At 71.7% G+C, this 14,629-nt stretch carries 15 protein-coding genes and 1 pseudogene; 13 read left to right on the top strand and 3 right to left on the bottom strand.

Features of this window, described 5'->3' with window-relative positions; translation table 11 throughout:
• Positions 1–86 precede the first annotated feature (86 nt).
• Genes B1H29_RS34955 through B1H29_RS34945 form a run of 3 tightly spaced genes read left to right on the top strand, consistent with a single transcriptional unit; the run spans position 87 to position 2,481 of the window.
• Complete coding sequence (locus B1H29_RS34955; protein WP_055420144.1) at positions 87–1,295, top strand: MFS transporter; 1,209 nt, start codon at positions 87–89, stop codon at positions 1,293–1,295.
• A gap of 36 nt (positions 1,296–1,331) precedes the next feature.
• Positions 1,332–1,913 (top strand): sugar O-acetyltransferase, encoded by a 582-nt coding sequence (locus B1H29_RS34950; protein WP_055420145.1) that lies wholly within the window; start codon positions 1,332–1,334, stop codon positions 1,911–1,913.
• A 10-nt stretch (positions 1,914–1,923) separates the two neighbouring features.
• Complete coding sequence (locus B1H29_RS34945; protein ID WP_055420146.1) at positions 1,924–2,481, top strand: TetR/AcrR family transcriptional regulator; 558 nt, start codon at positions 1,924–1,926, stop codon at positions 2,479–2,481.
• A 51-nt stretch (positions 2,482–2,532) separates the two neighbouring features.
• On the opposite strand, the gene B1H29_RS34940 is transcribed toward B1H29_RS34945, so the two are convergent.
• Positions 2,533–2,751, bottom strand: coding sequence for a hypothetical protein (locus B1H29_RS34940; protein WP_055420147.1), 219 nt, complete (start codon positions 2,749–2,751; stop codon positions 2,533–2,535).
• Between the two features lie 141 nt (positions 2,752–2,892).
• Positions 2,893–4,794, bottom strand: a complete 1,902-nt coding sequence (gene htpG / locus B1H29_RS34935; protein ID WP_055420148.1) for a molecular chaperone HtpG — start codon at positions 4,792–4,794, stop codon at positions 2,893–2,895.
• Between the two features lie 522 nt (positions 4,795–5,316).
• On the opposite strand from htpG, the pseudogene B1H29_RS34930 reads away from it, so the two are divergent.
• From B1H29_RS34930 to B1H29_RS34905, 6 genes and pseudogenes are all read left to right on the top strand, one after another.
• Positions 5,317–5,481 (top strand): annotated as a pseudogene (locus B1H29_RS34930) (SGNH/GDSL hydrolase family protein); the annotation flags it as partial.
• Positions 5,482–5,507: 26 nt separating this feature from the next.
• The gene (locus B1H29_RS34925) at positions 5,508–6,464 is read left to right on the top strand and encodes a GlxA family transcriptional regulator (RefSeq protein ID WP_055420149.1); all 957 of its coding nucleotides are present in this window, start codon (positions 5,508–5,510) and stop codon (positions 6,462–6,464) included.
• A gap of 121 nt (positions 6,465–6,585) precedes the next feature.
• Positions 6,586–7,584: a type I glyceraldehyde-3-phosphate dehydrogenase gene (gene gap / locus B1H29_RS34920; protein WP_055420150.1), complete on the top strand. Its 999-nt coding sequence runs from the start codon at positions 6,586–6,588 to the stop codon at positions 7,582–7,584.
• Between the two features lie 49 nt (positions 7,585–7,633).
• A complete protein-coding gene (locus B1H29_RS34915) occupies positions 7,634–8,131 on the top strand; it encodes a peptidylprolyl isomerase (RefSeq protein WP_055420151.1) in 498 nt (165 codons plus the stop codon).
• 148 nt (positions 8,132–8,279) lie between these two features.
• The gene (locus tag B1H29_RS34910) at positions 8,280–9,758 is read left to right on the top strand and encodes a glutamate-cysteine ligase family protein (protein WP_055420152.1); all 1,479 of its coding nucleotides are present in this window, start codon (positions 8,280–8,282) and stop codon (positions 9,756–9,758) included.
• A gap of 52 nt (positions 9,759–9,810) precedes the next feature.
• On the top strand, positions 9,811–10,644 hold the full coding sequence (locus B1H29_RS34905) for a class II glutamine amidotransferase (RefSeq protein WP_055420153.1): 834 nt from the start codon (positions 9,811–9,813) through the stop codon (positions 10,642–10,644).
• On the opposite strand, the gene B1H29_RS34900 is transcribed toward B1H29_RS34905, so the two are convergent.
• Entirely contained in the window at positions 10,625–11,269 is a 645-nt protein-coding gene (locus tag B1H29_RS34900; RefSeq protein WP_055420154.1) for a hypothetical protein, read from the bottom strand. The genes B1H29_RS34905 and B1H29_RS34900 overlap by 20 nt on opposite strands.
• 131 nt (positions 11,270–11,400) lie before the next feature.
• Here B1H29_RS34900 and B1H29_RS34895 point away from each other — a divergent pair, with 131 nt between their 5' ends.
• The 4 genes from B1H29_RS34895 (at position 11,401) to B1H29_RS34880 (ending at position 14,621) form a co-directional block, all read left to right on the top strand.
• Entirely contained in the window at positions 11,401–11,838 is a 438-nt protein-coding gene (locus B1H29_RS34895) for an Hsp20/alpha crystallin family protein (RefSeq protein ID WP_055420155.1), read from the top strand.
• 133 nt (positions 11,839–11,971) lie between these two features.
• The gene (locus B1H29_RS34890; protein WP_055420156.1) at positions 11,972–12,400 is read left to right on the top strand and encodes a DUF2267 domain-containing protein; all 429 of its coding nucleotides are present in this window, start codon (positions 11,972–11,974) and stop codon (positions 12,398–12,400) included.
• Between the two features lie 70 nt (positions 12,401–12,470).
• A complete protein-coding gene (locus tag B1H29_RS34885; protein WP_055420157.1) occupies positions 12,471–12,911 on the top strand; it encodes a DUF2267 domain-containing protein in 441 nt (146 codons plus the stop codon).
• A 771-nt stretch (positions 12,912–13,682) separates the two neighbouring features.
• Positions 13,683–14,621: a TauD/TfdA dioxygenase family protein gene (locus tag B1H29_RS34880; RefSeq protein ID WP_055420158.1), complete on the top strand. Its 939-nt coding sequence runs from the start codon at positions 13,683–13,685 to the stop codon at positions 14,619–14,621.
• The last annotated feature ends 8 nt before the right edge of the window (positions 14,622–14,629 follow it).

The following is a 14,629-nucleotide window of genomic DNA, read 5'->3' as shown; positions in this document are numbered from 1 at the left end:
GCCCTTCATGATCGCCGCCACGGAGCCCGCGGTACACCGGTTATTGGAGTGTACGTTCGTACGCTCACGCCTGTAGGCTCCCGCGCATGACTGTCGACGTACTGCACCGGCCCGCCCTGGCCGAGCGGCGGGCTCGCGTGGCCGTTGCCGTGCTGTTCTTCACCAACGGAGCCCTGTTCGCCAACCTCCTGCCGAGGTATCCGCAGATCAAGGCGGACCTCGGTATCGGCAACGCCGCCTACGGGCTGGCCGTGGCGGCGTTCCCGGCCGGCGCCCTCGCGGCGGGGCTGGGCGCCGGGATACTCGTCCGCCGCTTCGGCTCGGCGCGGGTGGCGGTCGGGGGCACACTGCTGACCGGGGCGGGGATCCTCGCCGCGGGGCTGGCCGACTCGGTGGCGCTGTTCGCGGGCGCCCTGTTCCTGGCCGGAGCGGCGGACGCGTTCACGGATGTCGCGCAGAACGCCCACGGCCTGCGGGTGCAGCGCCGTTACGGGCGTTCCATCATCAACTCCTTCCACGCCATCTGGTCGATCGGCGCGGTCACCGGCGGGTCCATGGCCGCCGCCGCGATAGCGCTGGGCGTCTCGCGTGGCGGTCATCTGCTGTTCTCGGCGGTGGCGTTCGCGGTCGCGGCGTGCGTCGCCCTGCGGTTCTGCCTGCCCGGTCCCGAGACCGAGCCGGAGGGGGAACCGGAAGCCGAGGGCCGGGCGCCGCGGGAGACCGGGCCCACGGCACCGGGGCCGCGTACGAGCTACGTACTCGCCGCGCTGATCCTCATCGCCACGGCCGGGACCCTCGTCGAGGACGCGGGGAGTTCCTGGGCCACCCTCTACCTCTCCGACTCGCTGCACGCGTCGGTGGCGCTGGCCGCCTCGGGCTATGTCGCCCTGGTCGGGGCGCAGTTCGTCGGCCGGCTGATCGGTGACCGGCTCGTGGACCGGTTCGGCCAACGCGCGGTGGCCCGCTCCGGAGCTCTCCTCGCCGCGACCGGTATGGGGCTGGCGCTGGCCGTGCCGACGGTGCCCGGGACGGTCCTCGGGTTCGCCGCGGCCGGGTTCGGAGTGGCGACCCTGGTGCCGGCCGCCATGCACGAGGCCGACGAGCTGCCCGGCCTGAAGCCCGGGTCCGGGCTGACCATCGTCTCCTGGCTCATGCGGCTGGGTTTCCTGCTCTCCCCGCCGGTCGTGGGACTGGTCGCCGACGCGACGAGCCTGCGGGTGGGTCTGCTGGTGGTGCCGTTCGCCGGGCTTCTCGTGCTCCTGCTCGCCGGGGTACTGCGACCCCGGCGACGGTGAGTGTACGTTCGTACGCTTCGCGGTAGGATCGGCCGCATGCCGACGGACTACTTCGCGCAGGACCCCCGCACGAACCTCGAACGCATGGAGGCGGGCGACCTCTACATCGCCGACGACCCCGAGATCGCCCGCAGGCAGCAGCAGGCCGTGCGGCTGGCCGCCCGCTACCAGGCGGCGTACGCGGAGGACGCGGCGGCCGCGCAGGCGATCCTGGCCGAACTTCTCGGCTCCCTGGGCGCCGAGGCGCACGTGCGGCCACCGCTGTACGTCGACTACGGCAGCAACATAACGATCGGCGCGCGCACCTTCGTCAACTACAACCTGACCGCGCTGGACGTCGCGGCGATCACCATCGGCGAGGACTGCCAGATCGGACCGGGCGTCCAGTTGCTCACCCCCACACACCCCCTGGAGGCCGGGCCCCGGCGGGACAAGCTGGAGGCCGCCCGGCCCATCACCATCGGCGACAACGTCTGGCTTGGCGGGGGCACCGTCGTCCTGCCCGGCGTGACCATCGGCGACAACGCCGTCATCGGCGCCGGAGCGGTCGTGACGAAGGACGTGCCCGCCGACGTCGTCGCCGTCGGCAACCCCGCCCGACCGGTGCGGAAGGTGTAAGCCTGCTCCCATGGCAACCGGACACACGGATCCGCAGCGGCGGGAACGCATCATCGCCGCCACGCTCGACCTGATCGCCGAGGAGGGCATCGCGCGCGTCTCGCACCGCAAGATCGCGACACGTGCCGGTGTCCCCCTGGGATCGATGACGTACCACTTCAGCGGCATCGAGGAGCTGCTGCGAGAGGCGTTCGGCCGTTTCACCGACCACATCGTCGCCGTGTTCGACGCCCGCCTCGGAGCCGCGGCCGACCGCGACCAGGCCCGGGCGGCGGTGGCCGACCTCGTGCACGACCTGTCGGAGGGGAGCCAGCGGGACCTGGTGCTCACCCAGGAGCTGTACACCCTCGCCGCGCGGCAGCCCGCCTACCGGGAACTCACCCACGAGTGGATGCGCCGCAGCCGCGTCCACCTGGAGAAGCACTTCGACCCGGACACGGCCCGCCAGCTCGACGCCCTCATCGAGGGCCTGACCCTGCACCGCGCGCTGGCCCGTGAGCCCCACGGCCGTGACCTCACCCTGGAGGCCATCGCCCGCGTCACCACCACGGACCGGCGCGCCCGTTAGCCGCCCGTGCGGCACAGGCCTGACCCCTGTGCCGCACGGGCAACCCCTGTGTCAGCAGACGCCGTCGCCCGGCCTGGGGTTGATCAGGCCGAACAGCGGGCGCAGCTTGAGGCCCACCCACGTGCCGGCCAGCGCGAAGGCTTTCCACACCGCGAGTGGTGTCCGGCGCGCCGGAGGCAGGGGCGGCGCCTCGGGCCGTACCGAGGAGGTGGGAGAGGGGGCGAACAGGGCGACGGGCGCGCGCGGCGGCGCGGCCGGGGTCGCGTTCACGCGACGGGGCACGCGCCGCGGCCTCGGCGGCGGCGCGCACCCGGTTGCCGGCTCAGGACAGTGGGCCCCGGCCCCCGTTCCGTTGCGCGGACGCGACGGATTCGCGGCGGCTCACGGCGGGACCCACACCGGTCGGCGCGGCTACAGCGTGCGCTCCAGGCGGTCGGCCACCAGCTTCACGAACCGGGCAGGTTCCTTCGGCCGGCCGCCCTCACCGAGCACCGCCAGGGCGTACAGCAGCTCGGCGGCCTCGGTCAGCTCCGCCCGGTCCTGCTGCCCCGTGTGGGCCCGGTTCAGGGACTTCACGAGTTGGTGCTCCGGGTTGAGCTCGAGGATCCGCTTGGCGTGCGGGACCTCCTGGCCCATGGCCCGGTACATGTTCTCCAGCGCGGGCGTGAGCTCGTTCGCGTCGGAGACGACACAGGCCGGGGAGACCGTGAGGCGGGAGGAGAGGCGGACCTCCTTGACGTCCTCGCCCAGGTGCTCCGTCATCCAGCCGAGCAGGCCGGCGTACTCCTCGCTCTGCGCGTCCTTCTCGGCTTCGCTCTTCTCGTCCTCGGTTCCGCCGAGGTCGATCTCGCCCTTGGCCACCGAGCGCAGCGGCTTGCCCTCGTACTCCCCCACCGCGTCGACCCAGACCTCGTCCACGGCGTCGGTCAGCAGCAGCACCTCGACGCCCTTCGCCCGGAACGCCTCCATGTGCGGGGAGTCCTCGATGGCCTGCCGGGACTCGCCGGTCATGAAGTAGATGTCGTCCTGGCCGTCCTTCATCCGCTCCACGTAACTCTTCAGCGTGGTCGGCTCGTCGGCGTCGTGCGTGCTCGCGAACGAGCAGGCGGCGAGGATCGCGTCCCTGTTCTCGGAGTCGGTCACCAGCCCTTCCTTCAGGACGGCTCCGAACTCCCGCCAGAAGGTGGCGTAGCGGTCCGGCGCGGACGTCATCAGGTCCTTGACCGTGGCCAGGACCTTCTTCGTCAGGCGGCGCTGGATCATGCGGATGTGGCGGTCCTGCTGGAGGATCTCGCGGGAGACGTTGAGCGAGAGGTCCTGCGCGTCGACGACGCCCTTGACGAAACGGAGGTACGGCGACAGCAGTTCCTCGCAGTCGTCCATGATGAAGACGCGCTTCACATAGAGCTGCACGCCGCGCTGATACCCCTGGGTGAACAGGTCGTGCGGGGCGTGCGAGGGCACGAAGAGCAGGGCCTGGTACTCGAAGGTGCCCTCGGCCTGCAGCCGGATCGTCTCCAGCGGTTCGCGCCAGTCGTGGCTGATGTGCTTGTACAGCTCGTGGTACTCGTCGTCGGACACCTCGTCGCGCGGGCGGGCCCACAGCGCCTTCATCGAGTTGAGCGTCTCGGCCTCGCGCGCCTCGGCGCCGTCCTCGGCCGGTTCCGGCAGCAGGCGGATCGGCCAGGTGATGAAGTCCGAGTACCGCTTGACGATCTCCTTGATCTTCCACTCGGAGGTGTAGTCGTGGAGCTGGTTCTCGGCGTCCGCCGGCTTGAGGTGGAGGGTGACGGACGTCCCCTGCGGCGCGTCGTCGACCGTTTCAAGCGTGTACGTGCCCTCGCCGCGGGACGTCCAGCGGGTGCCCTGGGTCTCACCGGCGCGCCGGGTCACCAGGGTGACCTCGTCGGCCACCATGAAGCCCGAGTAGAAGCCGACGCCGAACTGTCCGATGAGCCCGTCGGCCCCGGCGGCGTCCTTGGCCTCGCGCAGCTCCTCGAGGAACTTGGCCGTGCCCGAGTTGGCGATGGTGCCGATGAGGTGCGTGACCTCGTCGTACGACATCCCGATGCCGTTGTCCCGCACGGTGAGGGTACGGGCCTCCTTGTCGACGTCCAGCTCGATGTGGAGGTCGGTCACGTCGACGTCGGGCGTGTCGTCCCGCAGCGCGGCCAGACGCAGCTTGTCCAGCGCGTCGGAGGCGTTGGAGACGAGCTCGCGCAGGAAGACATCCTTGTTCGAGTAGACGGAGTGAATCATCAACTGCAGGAGCTGACGCGCCTCTACCTGGAACTCAAACGTTTCGGTCGGCATAGCTGGTGAGTACCTCGCAGGTCCGCTGTCGTCTGAACTGGCGGTAGTCACTTTAGAACAGCCCGGGTTCCCGCCGCTGCCGCTCAGGTGTCCTCAACAGGTCCAGGAAGGCGCGGTCCGCGCGGTGGAGGGCGTCGGCCAGGTCGGTCTCGGCCGGGATCACGGCAGCGGAACCGGGTGCGGACGGGGCGGTCAGGGCGGGCGAGCACGGCGACGGGCGCCGGCAGCGCCCCGGGAGCCGGGGCGAGAAGCGGCCCCGGGGCGGGAGTCGTCGTCCCCGCCCGGCCGCCCGCCCGGGGCCGGCCTCGGCGAAGGCGGGCCCCCAGGTCCCGCTGCGGGGTCGTCCGGGCGGCGACGGCACGGCAGTCGTCGGGGACCCAGACGCGTCCGTACGCCGTCGCGACCCGCGCCAGGACCGGTCCATGGAAGCGGCGCACCCGTTCCCGGCACTCGCCGCCGCGGCGCCCAGCGCGCCGACGACGTCCATGCCGTCGTCGGGAGAGAGGATCTCGGCCAGGGGCGATCGACTTCTCCCGCGTGTCCGAGGGCCACGACGCCTGCGAGGCCCCCGGCACCCGGTGGGTCGAACCGCTCCTCTTCGGGCGCAGCCTCGTCCCCGTCCACCCCAACGCCCTCGGCGAGCGGCGCATGGCCGAGCACACCATGCGTGCCCTGGGGCTGAGCTGACCGGCCCTCCCTCGTAGGCTGACCCCGTGCCGTCCCCCCGCCTGCGTCGCGTCGCCGTCCTCGTGCTCGAGGGTGCGAAGCCGCTCGACGTCGGCATTCCGGCCCAGGTGTTCACCACGCGCGCGAGCATGCCCTACGAGGTGCGGGTGTGCGGCGCGGCGCCCGGTCTGGTGACCGGCGGTGACGGCCTGTCGTACCACGTCGCCCACGGCCTCGACGCGCTGGCGTGGGCCGACGTGGTCTTCCTGCCCGGTTACCGGTCCCCCGACCTGGACGCCCCGCCGCGGGCCGTCGTCGACGCGCTGACGGCGGCCCACGAACGGGGTGCGCGGCTCGCCGCCATCTCCACGGGCGCCTTCGCGCTCGCCGCCACGGGCCTGCTCGACGGCAGGCGCGCCACGACACACTGGCACTACACGCGGGCACTCGCGGTGAAGCACCCTCTCGTGCGGGTCGACGAGAACGTGCTCTTCGTCGACGAGGGCAGCGTCCTGACGTCCGCCGGCGCCGCCTCGGGCATCGACCTGTGCCTGCACATCCTGCGCGGCGACCTCGGGGTGGCCGCGTCCAACCACGCGGCCCGGCGCCTCGTCGCCGCCCCCTACCGCAGCGGCGGTCAGGCCCAGTACGTGCCACGCAGCGTGCCCGAGCCGCTGGGCGAGCGGTTCGCCGCCACCCGGGAGTGGGCGCTGCGCCGGCTCGGCGAACCGCTCACTCTCGAGGCGCTCGCCCGGCACGCGGCGGTGTCGGCGCGCACCTTCTCGCGGCGCTTCGCCGACGACACGGGGTACACACCGATGCAGTGGGTCATGCGCGCCCGCATCGACATGGCCCGTGAGCTGCTCGAACGCTCGGAGCGCGGTGTCGAGCAGATCGCCGCCGACGTCGGTCTCGGCACGGGGGCGAATCTGCGGCTGCACTTCCAGCGCATCCTGGGCACCACACCGAGCGAGTACCGGCGCGCCTTCTCCCGGGGCGAGTAGCCCCGCCGGCGCAGGGCTTGGCGCGATCCTTGCGAACCGTGGCACTCACGCCGCTGCCGCGGGCGGACACCGCGCGCGAGTCTGGTGGCGCACCGCACGCCGAACCGAAGGGACACCACTCATGACTCGCATCGGCATCAACGGCTTCGGCCGCATCGGACGCAATGTGCTGCGCGCTCTGCTCGAACGCGACAGCAAGCTCGAGGTCGTCGCCGTGAACGACCTCACGGAGCCCGCCGCCCTCGCACGGCTGCTGGCCTTCGACTCGACGTCCGGCCGGCTGGGCCGCCCGGTGACCGTCGAGGGGGACACCCTCGTCGTCGACGGACACCGCATCCGGGTGCTCGCCGAGCGCGAGCCCGCGCGGCTGCCCTGGGCCGAGCTCGGCGTCGACCTCGTGCTGGAGGCGACCGGCCGCTTCACCTCGGCCGGCGCCGCCCGTGCCCACCTCACCGCGGGCGCGAGGAAGGTCCTGGTCAGCGCGCCGTCGGACGGCGCCGACGTCACCCTCGCGTACGGCGTGAACACCGAGGCGTACGACCCCACCGCCCACACGGTCGTCTCGAACGCGTCCTGCACCACCAACGCGCTCGCGCCGCTGGCCGCGGTACTCGACGGGCTGGCCGGCATCGAGCACGGCTTCATGACGACGGTGCACGCCTACACGCAGGAGCAGAACCTGCAGGACGGTCCGCACCGCGACCCGCGCCGCGCCCGCGCCGCCGGGGTGAACATCGTGCCGACCACGACGGGCGCCGCCAAGGCGATCGGCCTCGTGCTGCCGAACCTCGACGGCAAGCTGTCGGGCGACTCGATCCGCGTGCCGGTCCCGGTGGGGTCGATCGTCGAACTCAACACGACCGTCGCCCGTGACGTGACACGTGAGGACGTGCTGGCGGCCTACCGCACCGCCGCCGAGGGGCCGCTCGCCGGCGTACTGGAGTACTCGGACGACCCGCTGGTCTCCTCCGACATCACCGGCAACCCGGCCTCGTCGATCTTCGACTCGGCGCTGACCCGCGTCGACGGCCGCCACGTCAAGGTGGTCGCCTGGTACGACAACGAGTGGGGCTTCTCGAACCGCGTGATCGACACCCTCGGGCTGCTCGCCACACGCTGAAGGGGCAGCCGGTTCGGCATCACCGGCACTCGCACGTCACAATGGTGCGATGAGCAATTCCAAGATTTACTTCGACATCGACATCGACGGCCAGGATGCGGGCCGCATCGTCTTCGAACTCTTCGAGGACGTCACCCCCAAGACCGCCAAGAACTTCATCGAGCTGTCCACCGGCGAGCACGGCTTCGGCTACGCGGGCTCCTCGTTCCACCGCGTGATCCCGCAGTTCATGCTCCAGGGCGGTGACTTCACCCGGGGCGACGGCACCGGCGGCAAGAGCATCTACGGCGAGAAGTTCGCGGACGAGAACTTCCAGCTCAAGCACACCGGCCCGTACCTGCTCTCCATGGCGAACGCGGGGCCGAACACCAATGGCTCGCAGTTCTTCGTCACCACCGTCCCCACCCCCTGGCTGGACGGCAAGCACGTCGTCTTCGGCAAGGTCGTCGAGGGCACGGACGTGGTCGACAAGATCGAGACCTACGGCTCGTCCCCGTCCGGCCGCACCTCCGCGAAGATCACGGTGCGGGAGTCCGGCAAGCTCTGAGGGCTTGACCGGCCGCACGACGACCTGAACCGACGGGGCCCGCCGCACACACCGCGATGGGCCCCGCCCCGTCCCGCCTGGTGAGGGTCGCCGGGTGGTGCGACGCTGGGGTGGAGAGGTGTCCGAGCGAGGCGACCCGGGAGGGCCGATGGGACGGGACGTCCCGGCGCTGGTCTTCACCCGCGAGGACCGCCGCCGGTACCGGATCAAGATGCAGGAGTGCCTCGAGGCCTTCGCGCAGATGCTGCGCGAGTCGCGGTTCGAGACCGAGCGGCCCCAGGTGGGCCTGGAGATCGAGCTGAACCTGGTCGACGACGAGGCCGAGCCGGCGATGTGCAACAGCGACGCGCTCGAGGCGATCGCGGACCCCGCCTGGTCCACCGAGCTGGGCCGGTTCAACCTGGAGATCAACATCCCGCCCCGCCGGCTGACGGCGGGCGGCCCCGACGCCTGGGAGACCGAGATCCGTGCCGCCCTGAACCACGCGGAGGACCGCGCCAAGTCGGTCGGCGCCCATCTGATCATGGTCGGCACCCTGCCCACACTGCGCCAGGCGGACGTGGGCGAGGCCGCCCTGTCGGAGAACCCGCGCTACCGGCTGCTCAACGACCAGGTGTTCGCGGCCCGGGGCGAGGACCTGCACATCGAGGTGGACGGCGTGGACCGCCTGCGGACCTACGCGGACACCATCACGCCGGAGGCCGCCTGCACCAGCACGCAGTTCCACCTCCAGGTCTCCCCCGACGAGTTCGCCGACTACTGGAACGCGGCCCAGGCGATCGCCGGGGTCCAGGTGGCCCTCGCGGCCAACTCACCCTTCCTGCTCGGCAAGGAACTCTGGCACGAGAGCCGCATCCCGCTGTTCGAGCAGGCCACCGACACCCGGCCGCAGGAGATCAAGGCGCAGGGAGTGCGGCCCCGGGTGTGGTTCGGAGAGCGGTGGATCAACAGCGTCTTCGATCTCTTCGAGGAGAACCTGCGCTACTTCCCCGCGCTGCTGCCCCTGTGCGACGAGCAGGACCCGGTGGAGACGCTGGACCGGGGCGACATCCCCGAACTGGGCGAGCTCACCCTCCACAACGGCACCATCTACCGCTGGAACCGGCCCGTCTACGCCGTGGCGAACGACGTCCCGCACGTCCGGGTGGAGAACCGCGTGCTGCCCGCCGGCCCGACCGTCGCCGACACCCTCGCCAACGGCGCCTTCTACTACGGGCTCACCCGGGCCCTGGTGGAGGAGGAGCGGCCGGTGTGGTCGCGGATGTCCTTCTCGGTCGCCGAGGACAACCTGCACACCGCGGCGCGGCACGGTATCGACGCGCGGCTGTACTGGCCGGGAATGGGCGAGGTGCCCGTGCCCGAACTCGTCCTGCGGCGGCTGCTGCCGCTGGCGCACCGGGGGCTGGAGCTCTCCGGCATGGACTCGGCGTGGCGGGAGCCGCTGCTCGGCATCATCGAGCAGCGGTGCGTCACCGGACGCAACGGCGCCATCTGGCAGAAGGAGATGTTCCACCACATCGACGCCTCCGCCCACCCGGGCCGCCACGAGGCGCTGCGCCGGATGACCAAGCAGTACATGGACTACATGCATCTCAACGCCCCGGTCCACACCTGGCCGGTCGACTGACGTTCGGCGCCCCGCGCCCCAGCTCGCGCGGGGACCAGGGAGGCGGCAGACGATGTGCCGATGGCTCGCCTACTCGGGGACGCCCGTGCCGCTGGAGACCATCCTCTACAAGCCCCAGCACTCGCTGATCGACCAGAGCCTGCACGCCCGGATGGGCGTCGAGACGACGAACGGGGACGGTTTCGGCGTCGGGTGGTTCGGCCCGGAGATGACGACCCCCGCGGTCGTGCGGGAGATCGGGCCGGCGTGGAGCAACCGCAATCTGCGGGAGATCGCGAGCCACGTCCGCTCACCGCTGTTCTTCGCGCACATCCGGGCCTCGACGGGCAGTGCGGTGCAGCAGACCAACTGCCACCCGTTCCGCCACGGCCGCTGGATGTGGATGCACAACGGCGCGATCGCCGAGTTCCACCGCGTCCGGCGCGACCTCGCCCTGGCCGTCGATCCGCGGCTCTTCCTGGACATCGAGGGTTCCACGGACTCGGAGATGATGTTCTTCCTGGCCCTCACGCTGGGACTGGAGGACGACCCGCCGACGGCCGTGGCGCGGATGGCGGGGCTGGTGGAGGAGGTCGGTCACGAGCACGGTGTGGCGTACCCGCTGCAGATGACGGTCGCCGTGACCGAGGGGCGACGGCTGTGGGCCTTCCGCTACTCCAGCCAGGGCGACTCCCGGTCGCTCTACTACAGCTCACGGGTGGAGAGCCTGCGGGCGCTCCACCCCGACCTGCCCTTCCTGCGCGAGGCGTCCGACGAGACCCGCCTCATCGTCTCCGAGCCCCTGGGCGATCTGCCCGGCGTCTGGAACAAGGTGCCCGAGAGCAGTTACGGCGTCGTCCAGCCCGAAGGAGACGCCATGCTGCCCTTCACCCCTCGGGCGGCCTGACCCGGCGGATCCGGTCCGTGTGGTGGGTGAGGGTGTCGATGCGGGCGGCCAGCTCGGGGTGGTGGGCGGCGAGGTGGTGACGGGCGCCGGCCAGCGGGCCGATGAGTCCGGCGGCGTCGTCCTGGCCCAGCGCCCGCACGAGCGGCGTGCGGGCCTCGGTCGGGAGGTTGGCCACAGCGGTGATCTGGCCCGCGAGCTGGCGCAGGTCGGCGGCGTTGCCGCGGGCCCAGGTGGTGACCGCGCGGTCGGCGGCGCGGCGGTCCCGAGTGGCCTGTACGCGCTGCTCGCCGGTGGTGCCGGGAGCACCGGGGCGCAGGCGCAGGTAACGGCGTTCGGCGGCCTGTCGGCTGGCGACACCGAGGGGGTGCGCGAGGTCGGACCAGCTCGCGCCCACCTCGCGGGCGGTTTCGATCAGCCCCGTCTCCCATCCCGCGAGCTGGTCGCGCACCTCGCGCAGAAGCAGCAGCGCGGCCAGCGCCTGGGTGGAGCTGACCTCCGAGCCGGGCTGTGCCGCGGACTGCGGCGCCTGGGCGGTTCGCACGGCCTCCTCGATCGCCGCCAGCGCCGCCTCGGCGGCGGGGAAGGACGCGGGCCGGGAACCGGGTTCCCGCGGGTCTGCGGTCATGGGTCACCTCCGCTCGAAACGTCACCCGGCGGGTGACACTCCTACTTGTCATCGTTTCGATGACATGCTACAAGAAGAGTAGGAACCAGCGCATGAGCGATTCTGCTCAGTCGACGTGGAGGTGTTTCCCGATGCTGATGCGCACCGACCCCTTCCGTGAGTTCGACCGGCTCACCCAGCAGTTGTTCGGCAACTCGTCCGGCACTTGGTCGCGGCCCTCGGCGATGCCCATGGACGCGTACCGGGAAGGCGACGAGTACGTGATCGCCCTCGACCTGCCCGGTGTCGACCCGAACGCGATCGACATCGACGTCGAGCGGAACATGCTGACGGTCCGGGCCGAACGCCGCCCGGTCACCAAGGCCGAAGACGTGCAGATGGAGCTGTCGGAACGGCCGCTGGGCGTCTTCTCCCGCCAGGTGGTGCTGGCGGACACCCTCGACACCGAGCACATCAGCGCCGACTACGACGCGGGCGTGCTCACGCTGCGGGTCCCGATCGCCGAACGGGCCAAGCCGCGCAAGATCTCCATCGGCGCCGGCGCGGACCGCAAGGAGATCTCCGGCTGAGGCGTCGCCGCACTCCCGGTGGCGGAGGGCGGACGACCTGTCCCCCGAATCCCGCCCTCCGCCCCGGGGCCGGCACTCCGACACTCCGGCACTCCGGCACTCCGGCACGGAACGCCAGGCAAGGAGGACCCCGATGACCATGCGTTGGGACGTGTTCCTCGCCCATGTGCAGGAACGCGGCGAGTACCCGACCCGCACCGAGGCGGAGCGCGCCGCGCGTACCGTGCTGGCACTCCTCGGCGCGCATCTGGTCGGTGAGGTACGGGCCGAGCTGGCCGCCCGGCTCCCGGAGACCTTCTCCCTGATCCTCCTCAACCCGCTCCAGGCGGCCGAACCCCTCTCCGCCGAGCGTTTCGTGCGGGCCACCGCGGCGTGGATCGAGGGGGCCACCGAACGGACCGCGGCCTGGGACGTCGGCGCCGTGCTCAGCGTGACCGCCGACGCCGCGGGCGAGGAGCTGACCCGCCGCATCCTGCTCCAGCTCCCGCCCGGATACGACCTGCTCTTCGGCCGGCCGCAGGACACCTCGGTCCCGGGCGCGGCCAACGCCTCCGGTGACTGACGCGTCCGTGCCACCGGTCACCGGCCCACCCCGTCAGACGATCCCATGAACGAGAAAGGCGTCTTCACCGATGCAGTCCAAGACGGCCGCGGCGGCCATCGCCATCGAGCCGGCCATGTCCTACGGCCAGATGCTGGAGCAGGTCCGCTACAACGGCGCGTACCCCACCCGCGAGCGGGCCGAGGAAGTCGTCTCCGCCGTCCTGGCCGCGCTCGGCCGCCGCGTCACCGGCGAGGAACGCGTCGAGCTGGCGGCCCGGCTCCCCCGCGAAGCCGCCCGGATCCTCGCCTCCCAGATCCCCGGCACCGACTCCCTGACCGGCTGGGCCTTCGTCAGGGACCTCGCCGCCCGGACCGGCGGCAGCCTCGCCACCACCCGCTGGGACGTCGGCTCCGTCCTCGGCGTCGTCGCCCGCCTCGCCGGACCCGACCTGCTGGACCGCGTCCTGGACCAGCTACCGCCCGGTTACGCCATCCTCTTCGGGCGCGCGGAACTCACGCAGGCGGCCTGACGTCCGTACCGCGGCCCGGGACGGCGTCCGGACGGGGCGACGTCCGCACGGGGCGACGGGAATCGGTCCGCGCCTCGTCGAGGAGGCGGCGCGGGCGGGGGCCGTCCGCGGTGACCGCGGTGACCAGCGCGCGTCCACCGCGTCGGACCGTCCGTGCGCGTGTCCACGCGGCCGGACGGTCCGCCCGTGCGCGAGGGTCCGTTACTCGCGCGGTACGAGCCGTGCGGTGGGCGCGAGTTCGACGGTCCGCGTCCGCCACAGGCGGCTGCCGACCGCACCGAAGGAGGGCTCGGGAAGCCGGAGCGGCGCTCGTGCGACCGATGACGCACACCCGTACCCCGCTCCGGCGCGGGCTGTTCTGCGTGGCCGCTGTCGGCCCGGTAGGTGCCCGGATCAGTGACCGTAGTGAGGCATGTCTCTAAGACGACGCGCCCGTTGACAGGACCCGGGGAAGATCACACAATCGGTGGCATGACCCCATACTGGTTCGACACGACGGCGGCGCCTGCGCGCGTGCCCGATCGAGCCGGATGTGAGCGCTCCGGCCGATAACCGGCCGTTTCCGAGCCGAAGGTTCGACACCCCGCCGCATTCGCAACGAATCGGCCTTCTCTCCGGCAGAGCACTCCGGAGCACGTCCATCACCCGGGCCGTCCGCCACGGCCGCGGCGCATCTCCGTCCACGACTGCCGAGACGTGACGTCTCGTCGTGTCGCGGTGCGCCGCCGAGCCGCCGGGGCCTGGTCAGATCGCCTTGAAGGGGATAACTCCATGACCGTCACGACCGCGGCCCCCACCGTCACCCTGCGCGAAGCGCGCATCCCGGGGGACGGTATGTACGAGGGACCGCGCACGCTGCGCCGGCTCCCCGAGGGCTGGGAGGAGCGGCCCTACGAACTGTTCGAGGTCGTTCCGCAGGCTCGCACCATCGGCGCCGAGATCAGGGGGGTCGACCTCTCGCGCCCGCTCGGTGCCGCCCTCCGCGAGGAGTTGAACCGCGCCCTGCTGGAGTGGAAGGTGCTCTTCTTCCGCGCCCAGCACCTCACCTCCGACCAGCAGCGCGACTTCGCCGGCCACTGGGGCGAGCTGGAGACCAACCCCCTGCTCGCCGTCGGTTCCCGTGAGGACGTCGTCCGCTTCGACAAGGGCGCGGGGGCCGCCCCGACGTACGAGAACGTCTGGCACACCGACGTCACCTTCCGCGAGCGGCCCGCGCTCGGCGCCGTCCTGCAACTGCGCGAGGTGCCGCCGTTCGGCGGGGACACCATGTGGGCCGACATGGCGGCCGCCTACGACAACCTCCCGCAGGAGGTGAAGGAGCGCATCGACGGTGCCCGCGCCGTGCACGACTTCATCCCCGGTTTCGCCAGGTTCTACGGTCCCGAGCGGCTGATCCCCCATCAGGACCTCTTCCCGCCCATGGAACACCCCGTCGTGCGCGTCCACCCCGAGACGGGGCGGCGCATGCTGTTCGTCAACGCCTCCTTCACCACCCACATCACCGGCATGGACCGGGACGAGAGCGACCGGCTGCTGCGCTTCCTGTTCCAGCAGGCACACGTACCCGAGTACCAGGTGCGCTTTAGCTGGCAGCCCGGCGACATCGCCTTCTGGGACAACCGCGCCACCCAGCACTACGCCGTGGGCGACTACGGCACCGACCGCCGGGTCGCGGAGCGCGTCGCGATCGCCGGTGACCGCCCGTTCTGACGCGAAAC

It is taken from the genome of Streptomyces pactum (assembly GCF_002005225.1).
Taxonomy (GTDB): Bacteria; Actinomycetota; Actinomycetes; order Streptomycetales; family Streptomycetaceae; genus Streptomyces; species Streptomyces pactum_A.
The sequence above is the reverse complement of the archived record's forward strand: the minus strand, read 5'-3'. Positions and strand labels throughout refer to the sequence as shown.